Genomic DNA, 23,446 nt, shown 5'->3' on the forward strand with positions numbered 1-23,446 from the left:
ATATGACCAACCCTACCTATGAATTCACCCGCGCCATCACCCGCCGCCCGGCCTCCAGCATCACGGATGGGCTGCGCGCGGAGGACATCGGCACCCCCGATCTGGACAAGATGCTGGCGGCCCATGCCGATTATGTCGCCGCCCTGAAAAGCACGGGTGCCGAGGTGATCGAACTGCCGCCGCTGGAAGCCTTCCCGGATGCGGTTTTTGTGGAGGACACAGCGCTTTGTCTGCCGAAGGGCGCGGTGCTGATGCGTCCCGGCGCGCCGTCGCGACTGGGAGAGGTGGCCGAAATGGCGCCAACCCTGCGCCAGTGCTATGATGAGGTGCGCGAGATTAAAGGCCCCGGATTTATCGAAGGAGGCGATATTCTGGTCACGGAGCGCGAAATCCTTGTCGGCCGCTCGGCCCGGACCGATGCGGCGGGCGTTGCGGAGCTAGCAGAGATCGTCGCCGACTGGGGGCACAGCCTGCGCGAAGTATTCACACCAGAGGGTGTCCTGCACTTCAAGACAGATTGTTCGTTGATGGACGGTGAGACCATTTTGTCCACCAAACGGCTGGATGCGTCCGGTTGTTTTGAGGGCTACCGGGTACTGCATGTGGCTGAGGGTGAAGAAGCAGCTGCCAACGCCATCCGCTACAACAATCTGGTGCTGATGGCGGCGGATTTCCCACGCACGGCAGAGATGCTGGACCGGGAGGGGTTTGAGGTCGTTCAGATCAGCAACACGGAATGTGCTAAGCTTGACGGCGGCATGTCCTGCCTGTCGCTGCGCTTCTGAAGCAGCCCAAACGTGGATCTCTCCCGGTTTCGGGAGGGATCTGCCCGCATATGGTTGAAACTTGGCGCTGAGGCCCCTTATGAAAGGCAATCGGGCGAACCAAGACCATTGAGGCAGCGGCATGAGCGGGACAGAACGGATTTGCGTGATCGGGCTTGGCTATGTCGGGCTGCCGCTGGCGGTTGAGTTTGGCAAATCCCGTCCGGTGGTCGGGTTTGATATCAGCGCCGAGCGTATTGACGCGTTGCAGGCCGGTCAGGACAGCACCCGTGAAATCACTGCAGAGACCCTGTCAGGCGCTGAGCATCTGACACTGACCGCTGACCCGGCGGAGATCGCCGACTGCACGATCTTCATTGTGACCGTCCCGACCCCGATCGACGACAGCCGCCGACCGGATCTGACGCCGCTGCTGCGCGCGTCTGAAACGGTTGGGCGAGTGCTGAAACCCGGCGATATGGTGATCTATGAATCGACGGTCTACCCCGGCGCCACCGAAGAGGATTGCGTGCCCGTTTTGGAAAACTTGTCCGGTCTAACCTTCAACCGCGATTTCTATGCGGGCTATAGCCCGGAACGGATCAATCCCGGTGACAAGACGCGCCGCCTGCCGGATATCGTCAAAGTCACCTCCGGCTCGACCCCGGAGACAGCGGATCGGGTGGACGCGCTATACCGCGAGATTGTGACGGCGGGCACCCACAAGGCTGAGAGCATTCGCGTGGCCGAGGCCGCCAAAGTGATTGAGAACAGCCAGCGCGATATCAACATCGCGCTGATCAATGAGCTGGCCAAGATCTTCATCCGTATGGATATCGATACCGAAGCGGTACTGCGCGCGGCGGGGACGAAGTGGAATTTTCTTAATTTTCGACCGGGTTTGGTCGGCGGACACTGCATCGGCGTTGACCCCTATTACCTGACCCACAAGGCAGAACAGCTGGGCTATCACCCCGAAATCCTGTTGGCAGGGCGGCGTCTGAATGACGGAATGGGGTCCTATGTTGCCAGCCAGATGGTCAAGTCCATGCTGAAACGCAAGATGGCGGTTGCCGATGCACGGGTGTTGGTGATGGGGCTGACCTTCAAGGAGAACTGCCCTGATTTGCGCAATACACGGGTGATCGACGTCGTGCGTTGTCTTGAGGAATTTGGCCTGACAGTGGATGTCCATGATCCCCACGCCGACCCTGATGAAGCACGGGCTGAATACGGCGTGGATCTCGTCGCTGAGCCGCAGGCGGGCAGTTATGATGGCATGGTCCTGGCGGTGGCCCATCAGGAGTTTCGCGATATGGGTGCTGCGCAGATCCGGGCCTTGGGCCGGGCTGATGCGCTGCTCTATGATCTGAAGTATGTGCTGAGGCCGGATCAGTCAGACCTGCGGCTCTGAGCGGCGGCATAGTCTCTAATACAGACTATTTTGGAACCTTCGGCAGCTTGCCCCCGCGCCAATAGGCGCCGGTGTCTTCGCGCAGGGCCTCATAGTTGCGGATTCTGTCCTGTGCATCCTGGCCTCCGGCGTCGACGAGATGGGTCAGCAGACAATCCAGAACAGCCATCGCGCCGCCGTAGCCGCCAAAGGGGTGCAACGCGTTATCCGCGACCAGCAACAGGTGGTCCGGCTGTAGTCCCGGCGCGATAACTTCGCTGTCGGAGATCAGGATCAGCGTCGCCCCCTTGCTGCGGGCCAGCCGCAGGGCTTGCAACGTTTCGGAGGAATAGGGGGCGAAGGTCATGGCGATCAGGCAATCCTCTGCGTCGATCTCCATCAGTTCGTCAACCGCAGCACCCATGTGACGGGGCACCAGATCCAGACTGGGCAAGGCCATGCGGCCGACGTAGTGAAAATAATAGGCCAGGGCGTAGCTGGCGCGGGTCGCGGTCACATAGCAGCGCCGTGCCGAGCTGAGTGCGGTGACAATGGCGGCGGTCCGGTCCGGAGTCATCAGCCGCAGGGACCTGGCCACGATGTTCACCTCATTGCGGGCGATGCGACCGTGACGGGCGGTGTCGGCGGTCTGTTCCAACCGATCCAGCCAACCAAGGCCCAGCCCGCCCTCGCGTTCGGTGGTCAGTGCGGCACGAAAGGGGGCGCGCAGGGCTTCGAAACTGTCAAACCCAAGATGTGCGGCCAGCCGGACAAGTGAATTGGCACTGACGCCGGCCTTGGTCGCGGAGACACGGATCGGATCAAGCCCGAAGTCGCCGGGCGTGTCGATGATGTATTTCGCCGCCGCCGAGAGGGCCGGGGGCAGGCTGTCGATCTGGGTTTTCAGCTGATCAAGCAGGCGATGAGTCTGTCGGGGATCAAGGTGCGGGTCCATACCGGCAGTTCAGACCATTTGGGTGATGGAGTGCAAGGCGGAACATATGTTTTGCCCCCGCCGGAGGACCGTTGGTCGGTCCGGCGGGGGCGGATGCGTTGGTCTGTCAGGCGGATGCCGCCTGCAGGTCTGATGCGTTGCTTTGCGTGATCGATCCATCCTCTGCCACGGTGATCCGCTCACCATGGGCCAGCTGGTCGAGCCCCTTGCAGGCCACCAGCATCAGAATGTCCTTCTCCCGCGCGACAATCGCCATGTGGCTGAGCCAGCCGCCAACCTCGCTGAGGACGGCTCCCGACCGTTGCACATAGGGCAGCCAAGCGGGGTTGATCATGCGGCAGGCGAGAATATCGCCATCCTGAAAACCGTCAAAGACATCAGGGCCAATGGCGGTTTCATCCTCGATCCAGAACACGCGGGCCTCAACACTGCCGCTGCCCGCGACGCAAGTGCCTCCGAGGCTGCCATCACCGGATCCCGCCTGCGCCCCAAGTGACAGCAGTTCACAGTCGCGCAGCGTGAGACTGACTGCGGTCGGCGCGGATGGCTTGCGCAGCTCCTCACGGTGCTTGCGGGCTGTGGCCTGGTCTTTCAGCGCTGTGGGCTGGACCCAGCTGCCGGTCATGATCTCATCCATGTCCAGATAAAATACCAGATCACCCAGACCGGAGCGGTTGCCAAGTGCCAGCAACGCCCGGCGCAACTCTGCCAGAACCCGCAGGGCCTCGTGCTTGGCCTGCTCCTTCAGATCCTGATAGGCAATCGCCAGATCCAGCGTGTCACGCAGATCCTCGGGCAGGTTTGCCGGGGGGGTGACGGTGCCACTGATCGGCTCTACCGAACTGTCGAGCAGCGACGCGAGCAGGCTGGGGGCTTCCTTGTAGCGTGGTGCCGACAGCTCATAGTCAAAGATTGACCGATGCCCCATCAGAACCTGTGCGCGGCTTTCGGCCATCGGCCCGGTGCAGGATGCCAGCAGGCTGGACGGTGCATTGGGCAGCTCGGCATGCATCAGATGGGCACGCAGCGCAGGGTCACCTGCGGCGGCGGCGCTGGCCTCGCCCATGGTGAAGCCCGCAAGAATATTCACCTTCTCGGCTTCGACATAGATGTCCGTGACAAAGAGGTCGCGCAGCGTCGCAATCGCCTCCAGCTGTTTGGGCAGCGGCAGGGCGGCGTAGTCCACAGCCTGCCAGAACGCCAGTTGATCGCTGAGCCGGGGCAGAACCTCCGCGTGGAAGCGGTCGATCATCGGACGGGCCTGTTTGCGCAGCTGCTTGGCCTTGGTTGCGGTCAACTTCAGCGTCATCTGCTCCTTGAGGTCGACATCGACGTAGGTCTTGCCAAAGAGGTTCACCAGATGACCGGCGCGGCCTTCGGGCAGATTGTAGGGCACCGACAGGGCGCGGCAGGCCAGATCAACACTGCCACCGGGAGACCAGAGACTGCCCATCAGCGAGAATGACAAGGGTGTCGGGCGCGGCAGAACCTCCGACATTTCGTCCTGTTCCAGAATGGTCTGGTCCGGATCAGCGTCCGCGTAGTGGTCCAGGAGATCACGCCATTCGGCCAGACGGGTCTGCTCCTGTTCGGTGCCGAGCGATAGCGTGGTGATGTCGCGGCTTTGCACGATTTGGAACTGACCGTTGGCATAGGCCCATTCGACATCCTGCGGAGCATTAAAGGTCTCTTCGATGTGTTGCCCAAGCGCCAGAAGCGGTGCCATGTCCAGCGTCTGGTCCTGATCCTCGGATGCAGGCAATCCTGTGTAGCGGCCAAACCGCAGGCTGGTGGGGGTGACGCGGCCGGAGACCAGATCCTCTCCGCAGCCTTCGACCCATTCGATCATGCACATGCCCGGCGCCATGGGATCCTGTGTGAACAGGACGCCGGCATATTCAGCCTGAACCATTTCCTGAACCACGATATTGCCCTGATCGGTGCTGTCGCCATCCCCTGCGTAGCTGGCGGCGCGGTCTGAGGAGAAGCTGGTCACCACCTCATCAAGGGCTGCGCGCATGCTGTCGGCGGTCACATCGAGGACGGATTCGAAAACCCCGGCAAAACTCTGATCGGCGCCGTCCTCATTGCTGGCAGAGGAGCGCACGGCGACTGGTTTGCCGCCAGCTAGGCCGAAGATCTTGGCCGCAAAGGCGTCTTTCTGGGCGTCGGACATGTCGCGGTAGTCGTGGATCGCATCAGAGCGCACGATCACGCCGCCGGGCACCGGCAGGCCTGCGTTGCGCAGGATCGACAGGCGCAGGGCCTTGTTGCTTAAGCGTGTTCCAGCTCCTCGGTGTAGCCCATCGGAATCACGCCGCGCGGCAGTTTGGCGAGGCGGCGCTTGTGGGCGCGCAAGGCGATGGCGTCGCCAAGCTGGCGGTGCATGCCTGTCACATAGGCGCGCTGCACCAGCAACAGCGTCAGGCTGAAGCAGAGATAGGTATTGGCCGCACCCGATAGGCTGAAAACCATAGCAAAGAGCGCAGGCATGCCCAGCACCATCCACAGCAGTTTCTGGCGCTTGGTCTTGGCGACGGCCCACAACAGGTAAACCGCAGCAAGCGCGCAGAACAGCACCGGCATGATGAACAGCGGATCTGGCAGGCCGAGGTCAGCCATCCACAGGAACGGCGTCTGCAGGCTGGCGCTGGCCTCTTGTGCGGCGGAGACGCCCAGCATCATCACCGGTAGGAACAACAACGCGCTGAGGTTCTTCATCGGTGTCAGGCCTTTGTCGGCGTAAAATGCCTGCACTGCCCTGGCCTTGCGTACGGGATCATCGGCCAGTCGTTCTTTCAGCGCCTTCATCTCATCCGCGGTTTCGGCGGTGGTGATCTGGTCACGCTCGGATTTCAGCGCGACCGGCAGGATCATGATCCGGGTGATCAGCGACAACGCCAGCAGGCCAAGGAGGATATGGCTGCGTTCATGCACCCAGAGGAGGGCGGTCGCGAGACCTGAGATCGCCTTGTCCCAAAGGCCGCTTTGCTGGTCGGCAAGCCAGGCCTGAACATGCGGTTTGGGTGCCGGTGCGATAAAATACTCCCATGGCAACGTGTACCGTCCCCGGAAATCAAAGCCCTTCTGCGCCAATTCCAGACCCAGAACCTGGCTCATGAAACAACTGCGCCGATCATAGCAGGCGGCCAGCGTTGGTTTGCTGGGGTCCAGCTCACTGATGCGTTGCATCAGATCGGCGGTGGTCATCTTGCGGATCGGAATGTTGACCGCTCCCGGTAGATGGCCCGCGTCAAAATCCCCGGGATAGCGGGTATCAACGATTTGCAGATCTTCGGTGTTCAACAAGGTGGTGAAATCAGCGGTGCTGAGGAGCACATCGCGGCCGGAGTAGTCCGGGATCGCACGCAGATCCGAAAGGGTCTTCACATCCTTGTCGGAGAAATCGCGCCCTTCAACGATCCATTTTTCGATCCCACCGGCGATGAAGCTGCAATCAATGCCCATCGCCGCCAGTTTGGCGCAGGTCTCTGAACTGCGGTTGCCATTGTGGCAGAACAACACGACTTTCTGGCCGGGTTGCACTGGGCGCGACTGCAGGAAGTCGGGGAAGCGGATATGGGTTGCGCCGGGCAGGGTGCCCATGGCGTTCTCACCGGTTTCACGGATGTCGTAGAACAATGTCTGACCATCGTTGAGCGCAGCAGCGGCATCAGCAGTGGACATGGCCAACGGGTGGTCCGACTGGCGCGAGAAACTTGTTTCCTGGAGCGTCGTATCCTTGATCTTGGTGCCGTCGAATTGCGCAGGTCGCACCAGGGTTGCCTGCAAACGGGCCTGTTCAGCGGCGCGCTGGGTTGTGAACTGCCAGTAGTTCAGCATCGCCAGCGCCAGCGCTGCCAGCACCAGACCGGTGATCAATTTGACCGGATATCGCTTCGCTTCGGCCTTGCCCTTTGGTTGCAGGCCAAGTTTGGCTGCGATCACCGCACCAAGACCGGACACCATTGCAACCCCCACTGCAAGCACCTGCGAGAGGGAGGAGACCGACCCGATCACCAGCTCCGGCGAGGGAATGGCCCAAGCGGCTGCGGGCGCCAGCGCCGACGAGAAAAGAACCGCCAGCGACAGGCGAGAAACAGGTGTGTGGAAGCGAATGCATTTTGGTATCACGGGAGGTCCTGCCGGGCTTGTGCCCGATCTTCAAATTTGTGACGAATTTTACAAAAGAGCGCTGAAATCGTTACTTAAACGTTAATATTCAGGCTGCGCCGAGAGCGAGCCGTAAAATTATTTATACTATTTCAGGATCACTTAACCAAATTTTCTCACTATTCAGGGTAAACAAATGCGTGGATTCACCGAACCGGCCCTGTCCGGGTTCAGACTGGAGAACGAGATGCCAACCGCCTGGAAATATCATTGTGGAGCTGCGGGTGTGATGCGCCTGTGGTCGATGATCTGCGTTTGCCTGCTGATGCTGATGACGCCGATGGCCGCCCGCGCCGATATCACGCTGACGTTTGGCACCTATGCTGCGGATAAACCCACCGTGACGGTCAAGAAATACCGCCCTTTTTTGACGTTTCTGTCCAATCGTTTGGGGGAGGCTTTAGGCGAAAAAGTTATCATTCGGATGACAGTTGCCAAGGAATATCAAGAGGGTATCGATCAACTTGCCAGCGGGGAGGTTGATTTCGCGCGCTTTGGGCCTGCCTCTTATGTTCACGTGATGAAACAGAATCCGGGCATTCAGATTGTTGCCATGGAATCGAAGAAGGGGCGCAAGCGGTTCAAGGGCGTCATCGTGGTGCATCGCGACAGTGCGATCACCGAATTGTCGGATCTTGCGGGTCTCAGCTTTGCCTTCGGAGATGAGCTGTCGACCATTGGCCGATATCTGGCGCAGAGCCATCTGTTGGAGGCCGGAATCGACAGTGGTGATCTGCACACCTATGACTACCTCGGCCGTCACGATCTGGTGGGGGAGGCCGTCGGCGCCGGTAAATTCACTGCAGGTGCGCTGAAGGAAAGCACCTACAAAAAACTGATCGCCAAGGGTGTGCCGATTCGGATCCTAGCAAGTTTTGACAATGTCACGAAGCCTTGGCTGGCATCCTCGACCCTGCCGGAGAATGTGCTGCTGGCCATGCGTGAGATCATGCTGTCCTCAGAAAACGAAGAGATCGTGCGGCGGGTGTCCAAAAACGGCTTTCTTCAGGGCTCTGATTCCGATTACGACCTGATCCGCGACGCGATGGAGCAAAGTCAGGCATTTTAGTGCCTTCACCGGGGATCCTTATGAAACGCACGGGCATACTCTTTCAGATCGTCGTGTCTTTGTCGCTGGCAGCCCTGCTGGTTGCGGCAGCAATTGGCGATGTCGCACGCCGGTACGAGACCAAAAATCTTCAGGCGCAATTGAAAGAACAGGCTGAGCTGACCATCTCGCTGCTGAGCGGGCTGATGCTTGAGTCGATCATTGTTGAGGACGTGCCGGTCCTGGAAACCGGTCTGATTGAGGCGATTGCACGCAATCCCAAGCTGCTGAAGATCCAGATCCAGAACAGCGCCGGGACTCCGATTGCCGCAGCGGGCGAGATCGATCAGGTGGGGCCGGGTGATTTTGTCATGTATGATCGACCGATCACGCTGGATGGGTTTGATTTCGGTCGTATGGTTGTCCATTGGTCGACGCGTGAAGGTCAGGCCATGGTGCAGCACAAGGTCAGTCAGACCATCATGTGGACTGTGGTTGCTGTGGCGATGCTATCGCTACTGGTGCTGATCCTGGTGAGTGTGCTGGCGTTGCGCCCCTTGCAGATCATCCATCAGCGAATGTCGGATGCCATTGCCGGTTTGTCGGGGCTGCAGGCCCGTCTACCGTGGTTCGCCTCGCGCGAGTTTCGGGCGCTCAACTTTTCTGTCGGAGTGCTGGAAGACACTTTCTCCGAACGGGATGAACGCGAATATGCATTGGATGAGGCGCGCAAAGCTGCCGATATCGCCAATCGGGCGAAATCGGAATTCCTTGCGAATATGTCTCATGAGATCCGCACACCGATGAATGGCGTGATCGGGATGGCTGAGCTGATCCTTGAAACCGATCTGGATGAAGACCAGACAATGTATGCCGAGACGATCTCAAAATCGGGATCGGCGCTGCTGACCATTATCAACGATATCCTGAACTTCTCCAAAATCGAAGCTGGAAAGATGGAGCTGGAGCGCGCGCCCTTCAATCTGCAGACCGCAATTGAGGATGTGGTGACGCTGCTTTCACCGAAGGCGGCAGAGAAGAACGTTGAGGTGACCCTGCGCTATGATCCCAGTTTGCCGGAATGCTACGAAGGTGATGTCGGGCGTATTCGCCAGATTCTGACCAATGTTGCAGGCAATGCGGTCAAATTTACCGGCAAGGGGTATGTTTATATTGAGGTGTCCGGAGAGACCGAGGATGATTGGACAGATCTGCGCATCTCGGTGACTGACACCGGCGCCGAGCATACCCGAAGACCGCTTGGATCGTATTTTCAACGCGTTTGAGCAGGCCGATGGCGCCGCCACGCGGAACTACGAAGGGACCGGTTTGGGCCTGGCGATCTCGACCCGGTTGCTGGAATTGATGGGGGGGCGGATCTCTGTGCAGTCGGAACTTGGCAAGGGGTCAGTCTTCACCATCGACCTGCCGCTTCGGATCCGGCCAAGTCAGCCGAAACGGGCGCAGGATGTGCGTGATTTCAAGGGGCTCAGGGCCTTGGTGGTTGACGATCTTGAACTCAACCGGATCATTCTGACTGAACGGCTGGCAACATGGGGCGTGCAAAGCGTCGCCGCAGGCTCAGCCCATCAGGCGCTGGAGCTGCTGCTGGATTCGCGCCACGATGGCACCCACTACGATGTTATTCTGCAGGACTTCCAGATGCCGGGTATGGACGGCAAGGAGCTGGCGGAGCGCATTCGGGACATTCCGGAATACCGTGATTTGCCCATTGTGATCTTATCCTCTGTTGAAAATACCATTGACCGGGAGGCCCGAGAGCATCTGGGGCGCTGTGAGGTCGCCCTGAAACCATTGCGGGCTGCGCAGCTACAGTCGGTCATGAGCCGCGTCTTGGAGACGACAACCGAGGAGGCGCCGCAGGCCGTTCCCGTGCAGGGTGTGGACACACCTGTCGTGCCTGAGGTGAAACTTCTCCTGGCTGAAGACAACCGGACCAATCAGCTGGTTGTCTCGCGCATGCTGAAGGCGGCGCCGATAGAGGTATTGATCGCGGCCAACGGGGAAGAGGCGGTGACGATGTTCCAGGAATACCATCCGGATATCGTGTTGATGGATATGATGATGCCGGTAATGGACGGGATCGATGCGACGGCTGAGATCCGTCAGCTGGAAAAGGACAACGGTCTGGGCCGCTGCCCGGTGGTGGCGTTGACGGCAAACGCGCTGCAATCACATCGTGAGGAATGTCTGGCGGCGGGCATGGATGATTTCCTAAGCAAGCCGATCAACAAGAAGGCGCTGCTTGGCGCGGTCGGAAAATGGGTTGATTGTGGGCCTTTGCTGAAAACCGGAACCTGACGCCCCCAGGCTGGCGGAGAGATCAGGCAGATCAGCATGTATATTCTTCTGCGCGCGATCTGAGGCACCTTTTTTGGCAGCTATGATGTCCTACCGGCCTTAGGAATGTGATTTCGTGACGCGCTGGCGTGGCTCATGTCTTGCTCAGCAGCTGCTTGAGGCTCGACAGGGCGAAAAGACAGGCCGCAAGACAGACAATTGTTGGTCCGGTTGGTGTGTCGAACATGAAGGCCAGTTGCAAACCTCCCAGTGCTGAGACTGCACCGGTGACGGCTGCGATGATGGTCATGCGCTCGGGCGTTGCAGCAAAAGGCCGAGCGGTTGCCGCCGGGATGATCAGCAGGGCCGCGATCAGCAACACGCCGACCACCTTGATCGCAACGGCCACCACAACCGCCAGCGCCAGGGTCAGGACCAGCTGCTCACGTCGGGGATCAATCCCCGCTGCATGCGCAAGGTCAGGGTTCAGCGTCGCGGTCAACAGCGCTGACCATCGCCACCACAGCAGCCCCACAACCAAGACGGCGCCGCCCCAGATCACCATAAGATCGTTGGCATTTACCGCGAGGATATCACCAAACAGATAGGCCATCAGGTCAAGCCGCACGCCTTGCAGAAAGGACACCGCCACGAGGCCGAACGCCAGAGACGAATGGGCCAGTACGCCCAGAAGCGTGTCGACCGCGTAGCCTCTGCCGCTGAGTGTTGAGACAACCGTGGCCATGATCAGGGCCATTGCGAGCACGCCGACGAAAATCGAGGTATCGAAACTGAGGGCGAGCGCGATCCCCAGGATCGACGCATGTGCGGTTGCATCGCCGAAATAGGCCATCCGGCGCCAGACCACAAAACACCCAAGGGGGGCCGCGGCAATTGCGACGCCGACGCCTGCAAGCGCAGCGCGGATCAGAAAGCTGTCCAAAATTATCATCAGTGGGGTCCGGTCATATCGGCATTGGCGGTCTGCGGATCATGCGCGTGGTCGTGACCGCAGCGGTGATCGTGCGAATGGTTGTGTTCGTGTCGATAGAGAGCCAGAGCGCCCTGCGTCCCGGTTCCGAAAAGGGCGCGATACTCCGGGGCGGAGGCCACATGTTCGGGGGCGCCTTCGCAACAGATGTGACCATTGAGGCAAATCACACGGTCGGAGGCGGCCATAACCACGTGCAATTCATGGCTGACCATCAAAATGGCACAGCCCAAATCGCGGCGCAGCTGTTCGATCTGCTGATAGAAAGCGGCGGACCCGGGCTGGTCCAGCCCCTGCGTGGCCTCATCCAAAATCAGCAGCTGCGGATTACAAAGCAGCGCGCGCGCCAGCAGAACACGCTGGAACTGGCCCCCTGACAATTTGGTCATCTGGCGTTTCATCAACTGTCCGGCGCCAGCTTGCTCCAGCGCCTTCTGCGCAGCGGCATCCGACACGGAATGCGGCAGGCTCAGGAACCGGCGCACATTGAGAGGCAAGGTTGGATCGATATGCAGCTTCTGCGGAACATAGCCGATGCGCAGCCCCTGCGCCCGGGACACAGCACCAAGCGTTGGCCGCAACGCGCCGATGATCGTCCGCAGAAAGGTGGATTTCCCCGAGCCATTGGGGCCGACGATGGTCACGATTTCTCCGCGATCAATCGCAAAATTAACATTGTGCAGCACGGGGTTGGCGTTGTGCCTTACGCTGACACCGGTAAGTTTGACCAAGCTCATGACGCGTCGTCCGCCTGACATTTAGGACAAAGACCCTCCGCCTCCATGACCGTGCGTTCAATCAGAAACCCCGCTTCACGGGCGGCGGCCCCAAGGCGGCCGTTTGAGGTTTGGGACGGTGCCTCTGCAACCGCATTGCAGGTGCGGCAGATCATAAAGACCGGGGCGTGATCGTCACCGGGGTGGCTGCAGGCCACAAAGGCATTCAGCCGTTCAATTTTGTGCGCGAAGCCGTTTTTCACCAGAAAATCCAGCGCCCGATAGGCAATCGGAGGCTGCGAGCCCAAACCTTCGCTGCGCAGAATGTCCAGCAGATCATAAGCGCCCATAGCGCGATGGGCCTGCAGCAAGATTTCCAGCACCCGGCGCCGCACTGGCGTAAATTGCAGGCCATTCGCACGACAATGTGCATCAGCGACGGCGATCCCATCGCTGATACAGTGGCTGTGGTCGTGTGCGTGAAATCCGATGGGGTCCATCTGAGGCTCCGTTGGGCGATCTCTTTCGGGGTTGATATGTTATGTTATGACGTTTATCAACCGCCGTAATGTTATACAATTACATGGGGCCGTCATGGGACAAATCCGCTTTTTAGCAACTGCCGCAACAGTTTGGACCGCAGCGACGGTTGCCTTTGCCGAGGTGCCAGCCGTCGCTACCGACATTACTCCGGTCCACGGCCTCGTATCGCGTGTGATGCAGGGTGTTGGCACGCCCGACCTGGTGGTTCCGCCCGGCGCGTCGCCGCACAGTCATTCGATGCGCCCTTCGGAAGCGCGGGCGCTGGATCAGGCGGATTTTGTCTTCTGGGTTGGGCCGATGCTGACACCGTGGCTGGAAGGGCCTATTGCGACGCTTGCGTCCGATGCCACGGTGATTGCTCTGCTCGACGCCGAGGCGACACAGCAGCTGATGGTGCGGGAGAGCGTTCAGTTCGGGCAGGGGCATGATGACGATCACAGCGATGATCATCAAGACGGGCATGAGGACGATCATGCGGATGACCATCACGACGGGCATGATGAGGAGCATCACGACGCCCATCACGATGATGATCACGACGGAGATCACGCAGGTGAACATGATACGGATCACGACGCCGAAACAGCGCATGCAGATGAGCATGGGCACAACCACGAGGCCGGTAGTCTTGATCCCCACGCGTGGCTGATGGCGGAAAATGGCAGCGCTTGGCTGCAGGTCATAGCTGAGGCTCTGGCGGCTGCTGATCCGGAGAATGCCGCGCTCTACATGCGCAACGCCGCAGAGGGGCAGGCCGAGATTGCGACAGCCGCTGCCGAGATTGCAACCAAACTGGACGTTGTAGCAGGCAAGCCCTTTGTCGTTTTTCACGATGCGTATCAGTATTTTGAAACCGGGTTCGGGATTGAGGCTGCAGCGGCAATTTCGCTGAGTGATGCATCGGACCCCAGCCCGGCCCGCATCGCCGAGGTCCGCGCAATCGTTCAGGAAATGAAGGTGCGTTGTGTCCTGTCCGAGCCGCAGTTCAACTCCGGTCTGGTCGCAACGGTACTGGATGGAACCGATGCAGGCACGGCGGTTGTCGATCCGCTTGGCGTCACGCTGGAACCGGGACCACAGTTCTATCCGCAGCTTCTGGCCTCAGTCGGTGAGGCGATCGCGGGCTGTTACTGATCGGTGGTGGTCGGCGTCTGGCCGATCCGTTCCGACAGGAGATGAACCAGTGTGGCGCCGGTCTCATAATAGGCGCCACGCACCCCGGCAAAGGGCAACCTGTGGTCGTCGCTCACCGGAATGGGAAGGAGCGATCTGTCTCCATGGATCAGGGCCTCGGCCATGTGTCGGCCGAAAACCGTGCCGGGGCCGATACCGCGACCTGAGTATCCAAAACAGGCAAATCCCTGACCCAAATCAATAATTTTTGGGATGTGTTCGGTTGTCATCGCGATCTTACCGGCCCACTCGGCTTCAAACGGATGATCTGCGAGGGCAGGGAACATGACTGCCAGCTTCCGCCGCAACCAGTTTCTATGAATGCTGCGCGCCGGGTGGGACAAGGCGCCCATACCGCCGATGATCAACCGTCCGGCGCGGTCGCGTCGCCAAGACGACATGATCAGGCCTGTATCCCAGCAGCCTTCTGCCTGAGGCATGATCTGCCCCGCAAGATCGGCTGGAAGCGGCGCGGTGGCGGCCTGAAAATAGCTGACGGGGATGGTGGCGGGGGTGGCATATCCCGTGATGGGCAGCGTGTAGGCGTTTGTGGCCATGATCAAGTGACGGGTACGGACTGTGCCACCGGGTGTGCTGACCCGCCAGCCATCTGTTTCGCGTGTGATCCCGACAACGGGTGAGTTTGCATGCAGTTTGGCGCCTTGCGCAGCTGCGGCGCGCGCCAGTCCGATGGCATAGGCCAGCGGCTGGATGGTTCCGGCGCGGGGATCGAACAGGGCGCCATGAACGGCATCGCTGCCAACACGCGCGATGGCATCGTCACGAGACAGGAGCGTGACCGGCGCGCCTATCGCCGTCAACTGGCGGTACCGCTTTTGCAGATCTTTCAGTCCTGAATGCGCATGGGCGCAATGCAGGGTTCCGGTCTGGACCGGTTCGCAATCGATCTGATGGGTCTTGATCACTTCAAAGACCGCTGCGGGCGCGGCTGCAAGGAGAGTGGACAGCCGGGCGCCGTTGACCTCTCCGAGGGTGGCGTTGATCTCCTCAGGCGGCAACCACAGCCCGGCATTGACCAATCCGACATTCCGTCCGGATCCGCCCGCGCCAAAGGTCTCCGCCTCCAGCAAGCGCACATCAGCCCCCAGCTCCGCGGCGCGCAAAGCCGCCGAACAACCGGTATACCCGCCGCCGACAACAACCAAATCCGCTGAAACATCATCTTGCAGGGCCGTAGCGGACAGGCCCTCACGGCAGGTTGCCTGCCAGAGGCTGCGGTTCCGGTCAGGCGTCATATCCGGGTGTCCTCTGTAAAGGGAGCACATCGCCTCAAAATCTGGTGTTGCCGCATATGCCCCTCCGCAGTTCGCCGGTTTTCATCCGGACCTGTTATATCGTGATCCACCTGATGATTGATTTTGGCATACCGCAGAGGGTCGCAGTTGCCGAGAGAAATCAGCCGTTTGGTGGTGGTTTCTAGTACGATACGGGGTGCAGCGGCTCAGCCTGTGCGGGTTCCGCCCACATCTTCTGGCGCGATCGATACGGATTTCACAATCGCATGGCAGTCCGTGCCAATGGCCAGATCCAATGCCGCGGCAGATCGCCGGGTTACACGCGCCAGCAAAGCTCCTGCAGGGGTCTGCAAAGAGATCATAATGCCCGGCCCCTCGCCGCTGCGCAGTGCGGTGACGCGACCCGGCAGAATGTTCAATGCAGAGAGGCCAACGGGGCGCTGGCGCGACAGGATCACCTCATGGGCGGAGATGCGGACACGCACGGCATGGCCCTGCGGATGGGGCACCCGGGGAAGGAACAGGGCGAGGCCACCGGCGTTCAATTCGCTCAGCCCATCTGCGTGATGCTGCTGTACTGTTGCCTGCAAAATAGCACCGGCACCACGCACGCCAGTTGGCAGAATGGTCGGATCGGCCAGCACCAGATCAGCGGGGCCGCTGCGTATACAGCGCCCGTCTTGCAGAACAACCACGGTGGTTGCCAGCCGGGCGACCTCAGCAACTGAATGGGTGACATAGAGAATAGGAAGCGTGATTTCGTCGCGCAGCCGTTCCAGATAGGGCAGAATTTCGGCCTTCCGTGCCTCGTCCAAGGCGGCCAGCGGTTCGTCCGCCAGGATCATATCCGGTGCCGACAGCAAGGCGCGGCCAATTGCGACACGCTGTTTTTCACCACCCGAAAGATTGGCTGGATGGCGGTTCAGCAAGGCACCCAATCCGAGCATTTCTACCACGGTCTCAAACGTCGTGACCTCTCTGCTTCGGGACATAAACCTTTTGCCATACAGAAGGTTTTTCGAAACGCTCATATGGGGGAAAAGCCGGGCATCCTGAAAGATGTAGCCAATGCGACGACGGTGCGGGGGGTATCTACCCCGGCTTCTGTGTCCAGGACAACGCGGTCTCTGAGGCAGATTTTGCCTGTTCCCGGTTTCAGCAGACCTGCCACAGCATTGACAACAGTGGTTTTGCTTAGGCGCCGGAGCGGCCGAACAAAACGGTCACCCCGGCAGGGGCCGAAAAATCCACATCCAGGGCCAACTGCCCCAGCTGATGCGTCAGCCTGACGTCTAACATGTGGCGCCCCGGACCCGGTCTGCGACCCGGCGTGCCAGCCATTCTGACGCCAGCAGCGCCGCCATGGCGAGGGCAACGGAGATGATCACCAACCGAAATGCCGCGGTTTCACCACCGGGCACCTGCAGAAAAGCATAGATTGCTGAGGGGAGCGTCCGCGTCTGGCCCGGAATATTGGAAACAAAGGTGATGGTTGCGCCAAACTCACCCATTGCCTTGGCGAAGCCAAGGACAGCTCCGGCCAGAACGCCGGGCAGGATCAAGGGCAGGGTGATGGTCACGAACACCCAGATCCGCGAGGCACCCAGCGTTGCGGCCGCCTGTTCCAGCCTGGGGTCCACCGCCTCCAGCGAAAGACGTATGGCCCTGACCATCAACGGAAATCCCATGATTGCAGCGGCGAGGGCCGCGCCGGTCCAGCGAAAGGCAAAGACGATACCAACCGCGTTCAGTGCAGTCCCAACCGGGCTGGGGCCGCTGAAGACGATCAGCAGGATGTAGCCAGTAACCACCGGCGGCAGGATCAATGGCAGATGAACCACCCCGTTTAGCAATGCTTTGCCCCGAAACTGCCCGCGTGCCAGCGCCAGCGCCACCAACAACGCCAGCGGCAGCGACAGAAGGGTTGCCCAGAACGATACCTTCAGGGACAAGGCCACCGCCTGCCATTCTTCGGGGCCAAGCCACTGCATTCTGTTGGGTCACTCCACTAGCACGGTGAAACCTTGCCCGACAAAGATCTCTTTCGCAATCGGACTGCCGAGGAAGTTCAGGAAATCAATGGCCTCCTGCCCGTCATGGGTTGCGGCGGCGGGGTAGGTGATTGGTGCATGGCTGTCCGGCGGGAACCGGTCCACAAAGGTGACAGCGGGGGTGCCGATCACATCGGATCCGTAGACCACACCCAGACCAGCGGCCCCGCGGGCAACCAGTGCAAGAGCAGCGCGTACATTGTCGGTCTGCGCAACATATGGCTGCAGCTGATCCCAAAGGCCCAGATGTTGCAACGCAGACTTGCCATAAATTCCGGCTGGGACTGCCTCCACCAGCGCCATTGCCATTGGGCGATCCTGTATTTGGGCCAGCAGCGCGGATGAATCTTGCAAAGAGAGCGAGGGCACGGTTGCTGGGGCTGGTGCGATTAGAACGAGGGAATTGCCGAGGAGGTCAATCCGTGTCTGCGCTGCAATTAGGTTTCGCGATTGAGCCCAATCCATCCAGGCGGCGTTGGCAGAGATGAAAACATCCGCAGGCGCGCCATACTGTAGTTGCCGGGCCAGCAGGGAGGACCCGGCCAGAGACAGATCAACGGTGGTGCCGCTTTGGGCCTCATAGGTTTCAGCGATTTGCTCCAACGCGGTTTTGAGGCTTGCTGCACCAAAAACGGTAAGGCGGTCGGCGAACGCGGATCCCGGCAGAAACAGGGCCAGAACCACAGCGAGACATACGAGATGCCTAAGCTTATCCGCGGTCTCGGTCCTATGGGGCAATCCGGTTGGTGTTGGCTTTGCACGCTACATCCTGTCATCACATGAAATCAGGATGTTAACGGGTCATGCGAACGGGCTGCAAGGTACAATTCTGCGGCTATGCCGAGATGTCTGCAGCGTAAGACGGGTCCGACTGCGCCGGACCCGTCTCAAAAAATCTGATGTCGTACCTGTACCTGTGCTTCAGGCCGCGACCTCGGCGTCAGCGCCCCTAGAACAAAGTGACCGCACCGACATCTGCTGCCGGTTTGGCCGCAGGAGTCGGCCGCGCGGCAACACGTTCCTGCTCACCCAGACGCCTGTCATCTTTGACCTGCGTTTGCTGTGCCGCCCCCGAAACCGCGTGGAAACGCACCCGCCGCGCCGACGTGCCACCAACGCTGGATGACACCACTGCGATGCCTTCGTCCCGCAGGAACCGCTGGACGAAGTCGGCATTCGAGGCGCCGATATCGGAGAGATTTGCCGACATTTTGGCGCCGCCGAAAACCTTGGCTTTCAGGTTTTCGCGCTGCGCCCCTTTTTTCATGATCCCGTTGATCAGCAGTTCCATGGCATGAATGCCGTAGCGCGCATTCACACTGTCGCTGGCGGTTGAGGACGCCAGCAGAAAGTGGTTCATGCCGCCGACACCAACTTTGTCATCGTAGATGCACGCGGCAATGCAGGATCCAAGCACGGTGGAAAACACCACGGTTGGGGATGTCGACACGCGATATTCGCCTTGTAGAACGGTCACCGTGGTAGAGTTAGCAAAGACGCTCAAGGTGATTTCCTTCCCAGTTATTTGTCAGGTCTTGCAAGCCTGAATCAATGTTCCGGCCATTCGCGCAAGCGAGACCTGTTGCTGCGCGGCGCCCATTTCCCAGGCAACGCGTGGCATCCCGTAGACGACACTGCTTTTCTCGTCCTGCGCAAAGGTCTTTGCCCCGGCCTTGCGCAGTTCAAGCAGCCCTTGCGCCCCATCTTGCCCCATACCGGTTAAGATTGTGGCAACAACGCTTTTTGCGATGGGCACTGCAGACATAAAAAGTGCATCGACCGACGGCATGTGACCCGAGATCGGAGGACCTTCCTTGAACCGGGTGCGATACGGCTTCCTGGGGGTCATTCCCATGTGGCGCGGCTGGCTAAGCCGCGACATAGACATGACCGGGCGAGAGCGTCATATTGTCGTCTGCTGCCAACACCTTAGCCGGGCAAATGCGGTCCAGAAGAGAGACCAGCCCGCGGCCAAAATTCTTGCCGGTGTGCTGAACGATCAGGGTCGGCGGACAGTTCAGCGGAAATCCGACCAGCACACTGCGCAGGGCTTCCACGCCGCCGGTAGAGGAGCCGATCAGGATAATCTTGTCACTGCCGGGGCCTGCCGCGGCGCCTGCGGTTTGTTTCTGCAAGGGCGAGGCCTGGTCCCGGCGCGGCGCCTTGACCATCATGTCGAAATAGCGTGCAAAATCGCGGGGATTATCAGATTTCGTCAGCTCGAAGATGCCAGCACCGACGTCTAGCAGTGGCGAAGAATTGCGCGCTGGCGTTGACCCCTGGTTGTCCATCACAGACACCCACCGGATATCAAGCGCCGAGAAAAGAGCCAGCATCATTTCGAACTCGGGCAGTTTGGTGAACCCATCTTCGACGAAGGCAAAAGTGGGCTGACCTGCCTCTGCCTGATTGTAGGCCATCATCAGATTGTTGGCCAAAAGCACCTGAAGGCCAGGGTAGGTGGCCTCCATATGTTGTTGTAGGGTCTGCGCAAAACGCCGGTCCGTGGTGATGATCAATAGGCTCTGTGACAATGCTCATTCCGCTTGTTGCGTTCGGACAAAGGCCGAAGTGTTTCAGATATAGCGGCCGCCAACCCTGGCTTGGGGTTGGCAGCTTTTGGCGGGATCAGAAATCCTGCCAGATGTCCTTGGCGGCATTGCCGCTGGTGCTGGCGGCTGCGGGGGCTGGCTGCGGTGTGACAGCCTCAAGATCCCAATCATCGCCATGAGCACTGGGGGCACTGGGGGTGGCATCCTGCGGCGCAACCGGGCTCCGGGTTGGCGCCGGGGCCGCTGCGGGTTTGCGGGCTGGGGCTGCCGTCTGCCCGCCGCCTGCTGCGACACGGAAATGGGCAACCAGGTCGGCCAGTTTGCTGGCATCGGCATTCAGCATGTGCCCGGCGGCAGTGGCCTCTTCAACCATGGCGGCATTCTGCTGGGTGACCTGATCCAGCTGGGTCACGCCAGTGTTGATCTCATGCAGGCCGGTGGACTGTTCGCTGGCCCCGGTTGCGATGCCGGAAACCAGTTGCGAGATATGGCTGACCCTCTCGACAATGCCCTGAAGCGCATCGCCGGTTTTGCCAACCAGATCCACGCCACGCTCCACCTGTTTGGTGCTGTCGCCGATCAATGTCTTGATTTCCATCGCAGCATCCGAGGAGCGCTGAGCCAGGGCCCGCACTTCGCTGGCGACAACGGCAAAGCCCTTGCCCGCCTCACCAGCACGTGCGGCTTCCACCCCGGCATTGAGCGCCAGGAGGTTTGTCTGAAAGGCGATGTCATCGATCACACTGATGATCTGCGAGATATGGCTCGAGGATTGTTCGATCTCGGTCATGGCAGAAACTGCGCTCTGGACCACTTCGCCGCTGGTTTCGGCCTCCTGTTTGGCCTCCTGCATGATGCTTTCGACGCTGCGCGCGCCTTCGGCGGCGGATTTCACGCTGGCCGTCATCTCATCCAGAGCGGCGGCGGTTTCCTCCAGCGTGGCGGCCTGGCTTTCGGTGCGGTTGGACAGATCGTCAGAGGCCTGGCTGATTTCATTTGCGCCACTGCGAATGCTCTCGGCTGTGTCAATCACCTGGGTGACCGTGGAGCTGAGTGTTTCAGAGGTGCGGTTGAAATTCTCGCGCAGTTTTTCATGGTGCGAGGGGAACGGATCGGAAATGGGCTGAGAGAAATCCCCGGTTGCAAGTCGTACCAGACCCGAGCTCAGCTGTTCGACGACAACCTCTTGTTGTTGTTGTAGTTCTGCGCGATCAAGTTCGGCGGAACGCGCTTGTTTAAGATCATCTTGCAGGCTGATCAGCTGTTTGCCGATGTCACCGATTTCGTCATTCCGGCCCGCTTCGGGCACATCCGAATCCAGATTGCCGGACGCCACCTCCTCGATACGGTTGCAAATACGGTTGATTGGCCGGGTGATCGAACGTGCAAAAAGCCAACCAACAAGCGACATGACCGACGCCACGACCAGTGAAATCAGCAGCATGATGTTGCGCTCTCGTGCGACAGGCGCAAACAGCTCCGCGCGGTCCTGTTCTGCGACAATTGCCCAATTGGCCTGGGGCATACCCACAGGTTCGGAATAGGCGACCACCGGGGTGCCGTGCGAGTCAATCGTATCGGCGTAAAAGCCGCTTTCACCGGCGAGAGCAGCCGAAATCTGTTCTGTTTCCGGCAGTTGTTCCAGCACTTGGTGCACGTCGTCATGACGGGAGTTGGTGCGCACTTTCAGATCCTGACCGACGATGAATACATCCAGCGTCTCGTTCATGTCGGTCACTGGATTGACGATTTTGGTTAGCATATCGACAGGCACCTGCAGGGCGATAACCCCCTGCAATTCGCCAGCCGCATCAAACACCGGGCTTGCGACAAATGCCGCGGCGGCGCCGTTGCTTGGCGCGTAGGCTTCGAGATCCGCAAAGACGACTTTGCCCGCGGACATGTCAATGGCTGCACTGAAGGCCTTGCCAAGGCCAGAATCGGCATATGCGCCATTGACCAGGTTCGAGGCGTAATCGGCCTCCTTGGTGACCGAGTAGACGACATCACCCGCGATGTTGATCAAGAAAACGTCGTAATACCCCTTGTTCTGAAGCACCGCCGTCAGTGAGGGGTGAAAGCGGGCGTGGTGCATGTGATAGGGCGAATCCCCAATGCCCCGGTTCAACAGGTGTTTTTCACCGACCGCGTTGGGGTTTGCGTCGATGTAGGCGTTTCGCAGTGTTTTCTGCGGATCACCCTCGATCCCGTCCCAGGTCATGGTGAACCATTCAAGCGCGGTCGCCGTTGACGGGATCGCCGCCAGGGTTGATGCGTCAGCACGAATTCCCTCAACAAGCGCCTTCAGCGCCATACTGCGGTCCTCGGTCATGGCATGAAATTGTTCCTCAGCATGTGCAATTGCATTTCGCTGAAATGCGAGCGAGCTGATCGTCACAAAGATCGCGGTTACCAGCACGCTGAATCCTACGATGAAGAGGGGCAGCTTATACGCAAGACGCAGGTTGGGAATAATTTTCATCGGATACTCCATTCACAGGCACAAGAAGCGGGTGATAGCCCTCTCCTTTTCCCTTTGATGCCCGCTAGGAGTTAATTTCGACCTTACGTGAGGTTGGTTTTTCACGGCAATTTCTCGGTAAAATGCTGCAGCTAGGTGTCGGCACGAGTCCGTATAAATATATCACCGCGCGTGGGTGCTGTTATTTCGGCAAAGCGAGACGACTCAAAAAGTGACCCTCTGCCTACAGGTAAAATTTAGCGAAATTCCAGCTGGTTTTTACAGTCAATTCCCCCCCGATTCAGGGCTGCCTGCGGCGGGTCCGGCAATCAAATATTAAGGCCCGCCGTCTACTCCTAGCGTATCGACTTGAAACCTGTCGCCGAATACGGGGGTGCGAATCGCTGACCATGACGACGGAAACGCAAAAACACATTTTGGACCTGCCCAATGCCTTCTCGGATCTGGATCCGCTGATTGCATTCTTGCGCGGGGCGCGCACTCAGGCAGTGGAGATTGATTGCAGCAATGTGGCGGTCATGCCGTCACGCTGTCTGCAGCTTCTGCTGAGTGCAGAACAGCAATGGCGGTCAGAGGGGCTGGGTTTCTCAGTCGCCAAGATCACTGAAGGGTGCCGGAAATCGCTCACTCTTTTGGGGCTCGAGCCCAACCGATTTGAAGACGAGGAAACAGCATGAAGACGAAAGTTCTGGCAATCGACGATTCCCGCACCATCCGGAATCTCCTGGCGGCCGCTCTTGAAGAGGCCGGTTTTGAATACCATTGCGCCGTCGACGGTCGCGAGGGTGTGGACATGTATGCGGATGTGGCGCCGGACGTGGTGATCACCGACATTAATATGCCCAATCTGGACGGCTTCGGTGTTATCGAAGAGTTGCGCGGTGACGGCATCAACTCGAAAGTGCCGATTTTGGTGCTGACCACCGAGAGTGCGCCTGAGCTGAAGGCCCGCGCCCGTGGTGCTGGCGCGACAGGATGGATCACCAAGCCATTTGATGATGCGTCTCTGATTTTCGCGCTGAAGCGCGTCACCGGAGCCGCGGCCTAA

At 59.6% G+C, this 23,446-nt stretch carries 15 protein-coding genes and 4 pseudogenes; 7 read left to right on the forward strand and 12 right to left on the reverse strand.

Annotated elements, in window-relative coordinates:
• The first annotated feature begins 2 nt into the window (after positions 1 to 2).
• Together L0Z65_RS18500 and tviB are read left to right on the forward strand one after the other, a co-directional pair.
• On the forward strand, positions 3 to 785 hold the full coding sequence (locus tag L0Z65_RS18500) for a dimethylarginine dimethylaminohydrolase family protein (RefSeq protein WP_040182325.1): 783 nt from the start codon (positions 3 to 5) through the stop codon (positions 783 to 785).
• A 121-nt stretch (positions 786 to 906) separates the two neighbouring features.
• Positions 907 to 2,178 carry a Vi polysaccharide biosynthesis UDP-N-acetylglucosamine C-6 dehydrogenase TviB gene (gene tviB, locus L0Z65_RS18505; RefSeq protein WP_392342220.1) on the forward strand — a complete coding sequence of 424 codons (1,272 nt, stop codon included), beginning with the start codon at positions 907 to 909 and terminating at the stop codon, positions 2,176 to 2,178.
• Positions 2,179 to 2,203: 25 nt separating this feature from the next.
• Here tviB and L0Z65_RS18510 read toward each other — a convergent pair whose 3' ends face one another.
• Both L0Z65_RS18510 and L0Z65_RS18515 read right to left on the reverse strand, forming a co-directional pair.
• Positions 2,204 to 3,112: a MurR/RpiR family transcriptional regulator gene (locus L0Z65_RS18510; protein WP_392342222.1), complete on the reverse strand. Its 909-nt coding sequence runs from the start codon at positions 3,110 to 3,112 to the stop codon at positions 2,204 to 2,206.
• Positions 3,113 to 3,218: 106 nt separating this feature from the next.
• A pseudogene (locus L0Z65_RS18515) lies at positions 3,219 to 7,246 on the reverse strand (PEP/pyruvate-binding domain-containing protein).
• 283 nt (positions 7,247 to 7,529) lie between these two features.
• Between L0Z65_RS18515 and L0Z65_RS18520 the strand changes: the two are divergent.
• Positions 7,530 to 8,354, forward strand: coding sequence for a PhnD/SsuA/transferrin family substrate-binding protein (locus L0Z65_RS18520; protein ID WP_392342377.1), 825 nt, complete (start codon positions 7,530 to 7,532; stop codon positions 8,352 to 8,354).
• Between the two features lie 20 nt (positions 8,355 to 8,374).
• Positions 8,375 to 10,655: pseudogene (locus L0Z65_RS18525) on the forward strand (response regulator).
• A 133-nt stretch (positions 10,656 to 10,788) separates the two neighbouring features.
• Here the strand turns inward: L0Z65_RS18525 and L0Z65_RS18530 are convergent.
• The 3 genes from L0Z65_RS18530 to L0Z65_RS18540 are packed head-to-tail and all read right to left on the reverse strand — an operon-like array spanning position 10,789 to position 12,841.
• The gene (locus L0Z65_RS18530) at positions 10,789 to 11,586 is read right to left on the reverse strand and encodes an iron chelate uptake ABC transporter family permease subunit (protein ID WP_392342224.1); all 798 of its coding nucleotides are present in this window, start codon (positions 11,584 to 11,586) and stop codon (positions 10,789 to 10,791) included.
• A complete protein-coding gene (locus L0Z65_RS18535; RefSeq protein WP_040169679.1) occupies positions 11,586 to 12,362 on the reverse strand; it encodes a metal ABC transporter ATP-binding protein in 777 nt (258 codons plus the stop codon). The genes L0Z65_RS18530 and L0Z65_RS18535 overlap by 1 nt, the downstream gene beginning before the upstream one ends.
• Positions 12,359 to 12,841, reverse strand: a complete 483-nt coding sequence (locus L0Z65_RS18540) for a Fur family transcriptional regulator (RefSeq protein WP_040169677.1) — start codon at positions 12,839 to 12,841, stop codon at positions 12,359 to 12,361. The genes L0Z65_RS18535 and L0Z65_RS18540 overlap by 4 nt, the downstream gene beginning before the upstream one ends.
• Positions 12,842 to 12,935: 94 nt before the next feature.
• Here L0Z65_RS18540 and L0Z65_RS18545 point away from each other — a divergent pair, with 94 nt between their 5' ends.
• Complete coding sequence (locus L0Z65_RS18545) at positions 12,936 to 14,018, forward strand: zinc ABC transporter substrate-binding protein (RefSeq protein ID WP_392342378.1); 1,083 nt, start codon at positions 12,936 to 12,938, stop codon at positions 14,016 to 14,018.
• Here L0Z65_RS18545 and L0Z65_RS18550 read toward each other — a convergent pair.
• The 7 genes and pseudogenes from L0Z65_RS18550 to L0Z65_RS18580 all read right to left on the reverse strand — a co-directional run bounded on the left by L0Z65_RS18550 (position 14,012) and on the right by L0Z65_RS18580 (position 22,398).
• Positions 14,012 to 15,313: an NAD(P)/FAD-dependent oxidoreductase gene (locus tag L0Z65_RS18550; protein WP_392342226.1), complete on the reverse strand. Its 1,302-nt coding sequence runs from the start codon at positions 15,311 to 15,313 to the stop codon at positions 14,012 to 14,014. The genes L0Z65_RS18545 and L0Z65_RS18550 overlap by 7 nt on opposite strands.
• A gap of 206 nt (positions 15,314 to 15,519) precedes the next feature.
• Positions 15,520 to 16,612: pseudogene (gene modC / locus L0Z65_RS18555) on the reverse strand (molybdenum ABC transporter ATP-binding protein).
• Complete coding sequence (modB, locus tag L0Z65_RS18560; protein WP_096873375.1) at positions 16,606 to 17,304, reverse strand: molybdate ABC transporter permease subunit; 699 nt, start codon at positions 17,302 to 17,304, stop codon at positions 16,606 to 16,608. Before modB ends, modC begins: the two are co-directional and overlap by 7 nt.
• Before the next feature lie 9 nt (positions 17,305 to 17,313).
• Entirely contained in the window at positions 17,314 to 18,048 is a 735-nt protein-coding gene (gene modA / locus L0Z65_RS18565; protein ID WP_392342229.1) for a molybdate ABC transporter substrate-binding protein, read from the reverse strand.
• Between the two features lie 265 nt (positions 18,049 to 18,313).
• Entirely contained in the window at positions 18,314 to 18,868 is a 555-nt protein-coding gene (locus L0Z65_RS18570; RefSeq protein ID WP_102898420.1) for a chemotaxis protein CheD, read from the reverse strand.
• A 24-nt stretch (positions 18,869 to 18,892) separates the two neighbouring features.
• A pseudogene (locus L0Z65_RS18575) lies at positions 18,893 to 19,835 on the reverse strand (CheB methylesterase domain-containing protein).
• A 157-nt stretch (positions 19,836 to 19,992) separates the two neighbouring features.
• On the reverse strand, positions 19,993 to 22,398 hold the full coding sequence (locus tag L0Z65_RS18580; protein ID WP_392342231.1) for a methyl-accepting chemotaxis protein: 2,406 nt from the start codon (positions 22,396 to 22,398) through the stop codon (positions 19,993 to 19,995).
• 389 nt (positions 22,399 to 22,787) lie between these two features.
• Here L0Z65_RS18580 and L0Z65_RS18585 point away from each other — a divergent pair, with 389 nt between their 5' ends.
• Both L0Z65_RS18585 and L0Z65_RS18590 read left to right on the forward strand, forming a co-directional pair.
• Positions 22,788 to 23,075, forward strand: coding sequence for an STAS domain-containing protein (locus tag L0Z65_RS18585; protein WP_024099218.1), 288 nt, complete (start codon positions 22,788 to 22,790; stop codon positions 23,073 to 23,075).
• Positions 23,072 to 23,446, forward strand: coding sequence for a response regulator (locus L0Z65_RS18590; protein WP_014881839.1), 375 nt, complete (start codon positions 23,072 to 23,074; stop codon positions 23,444 to 23,446). The genes L0Z65_RS18585 and L0Z65_RS18590 overlap by 4 nt, the downstream gene beginning before the upstream one ends.

The sequence above is a fragment of the Phaeobacter sp. BS52 genome (assembly GCF_045040595.1).
Classification (GTDB): domain Bacteria; phylum Pseudomonadota; class Alphaproteobacteria; order Rhodobacterales; family Rhodobacteraceae; genus Phaeobacter; species Phaeobacter piscinae.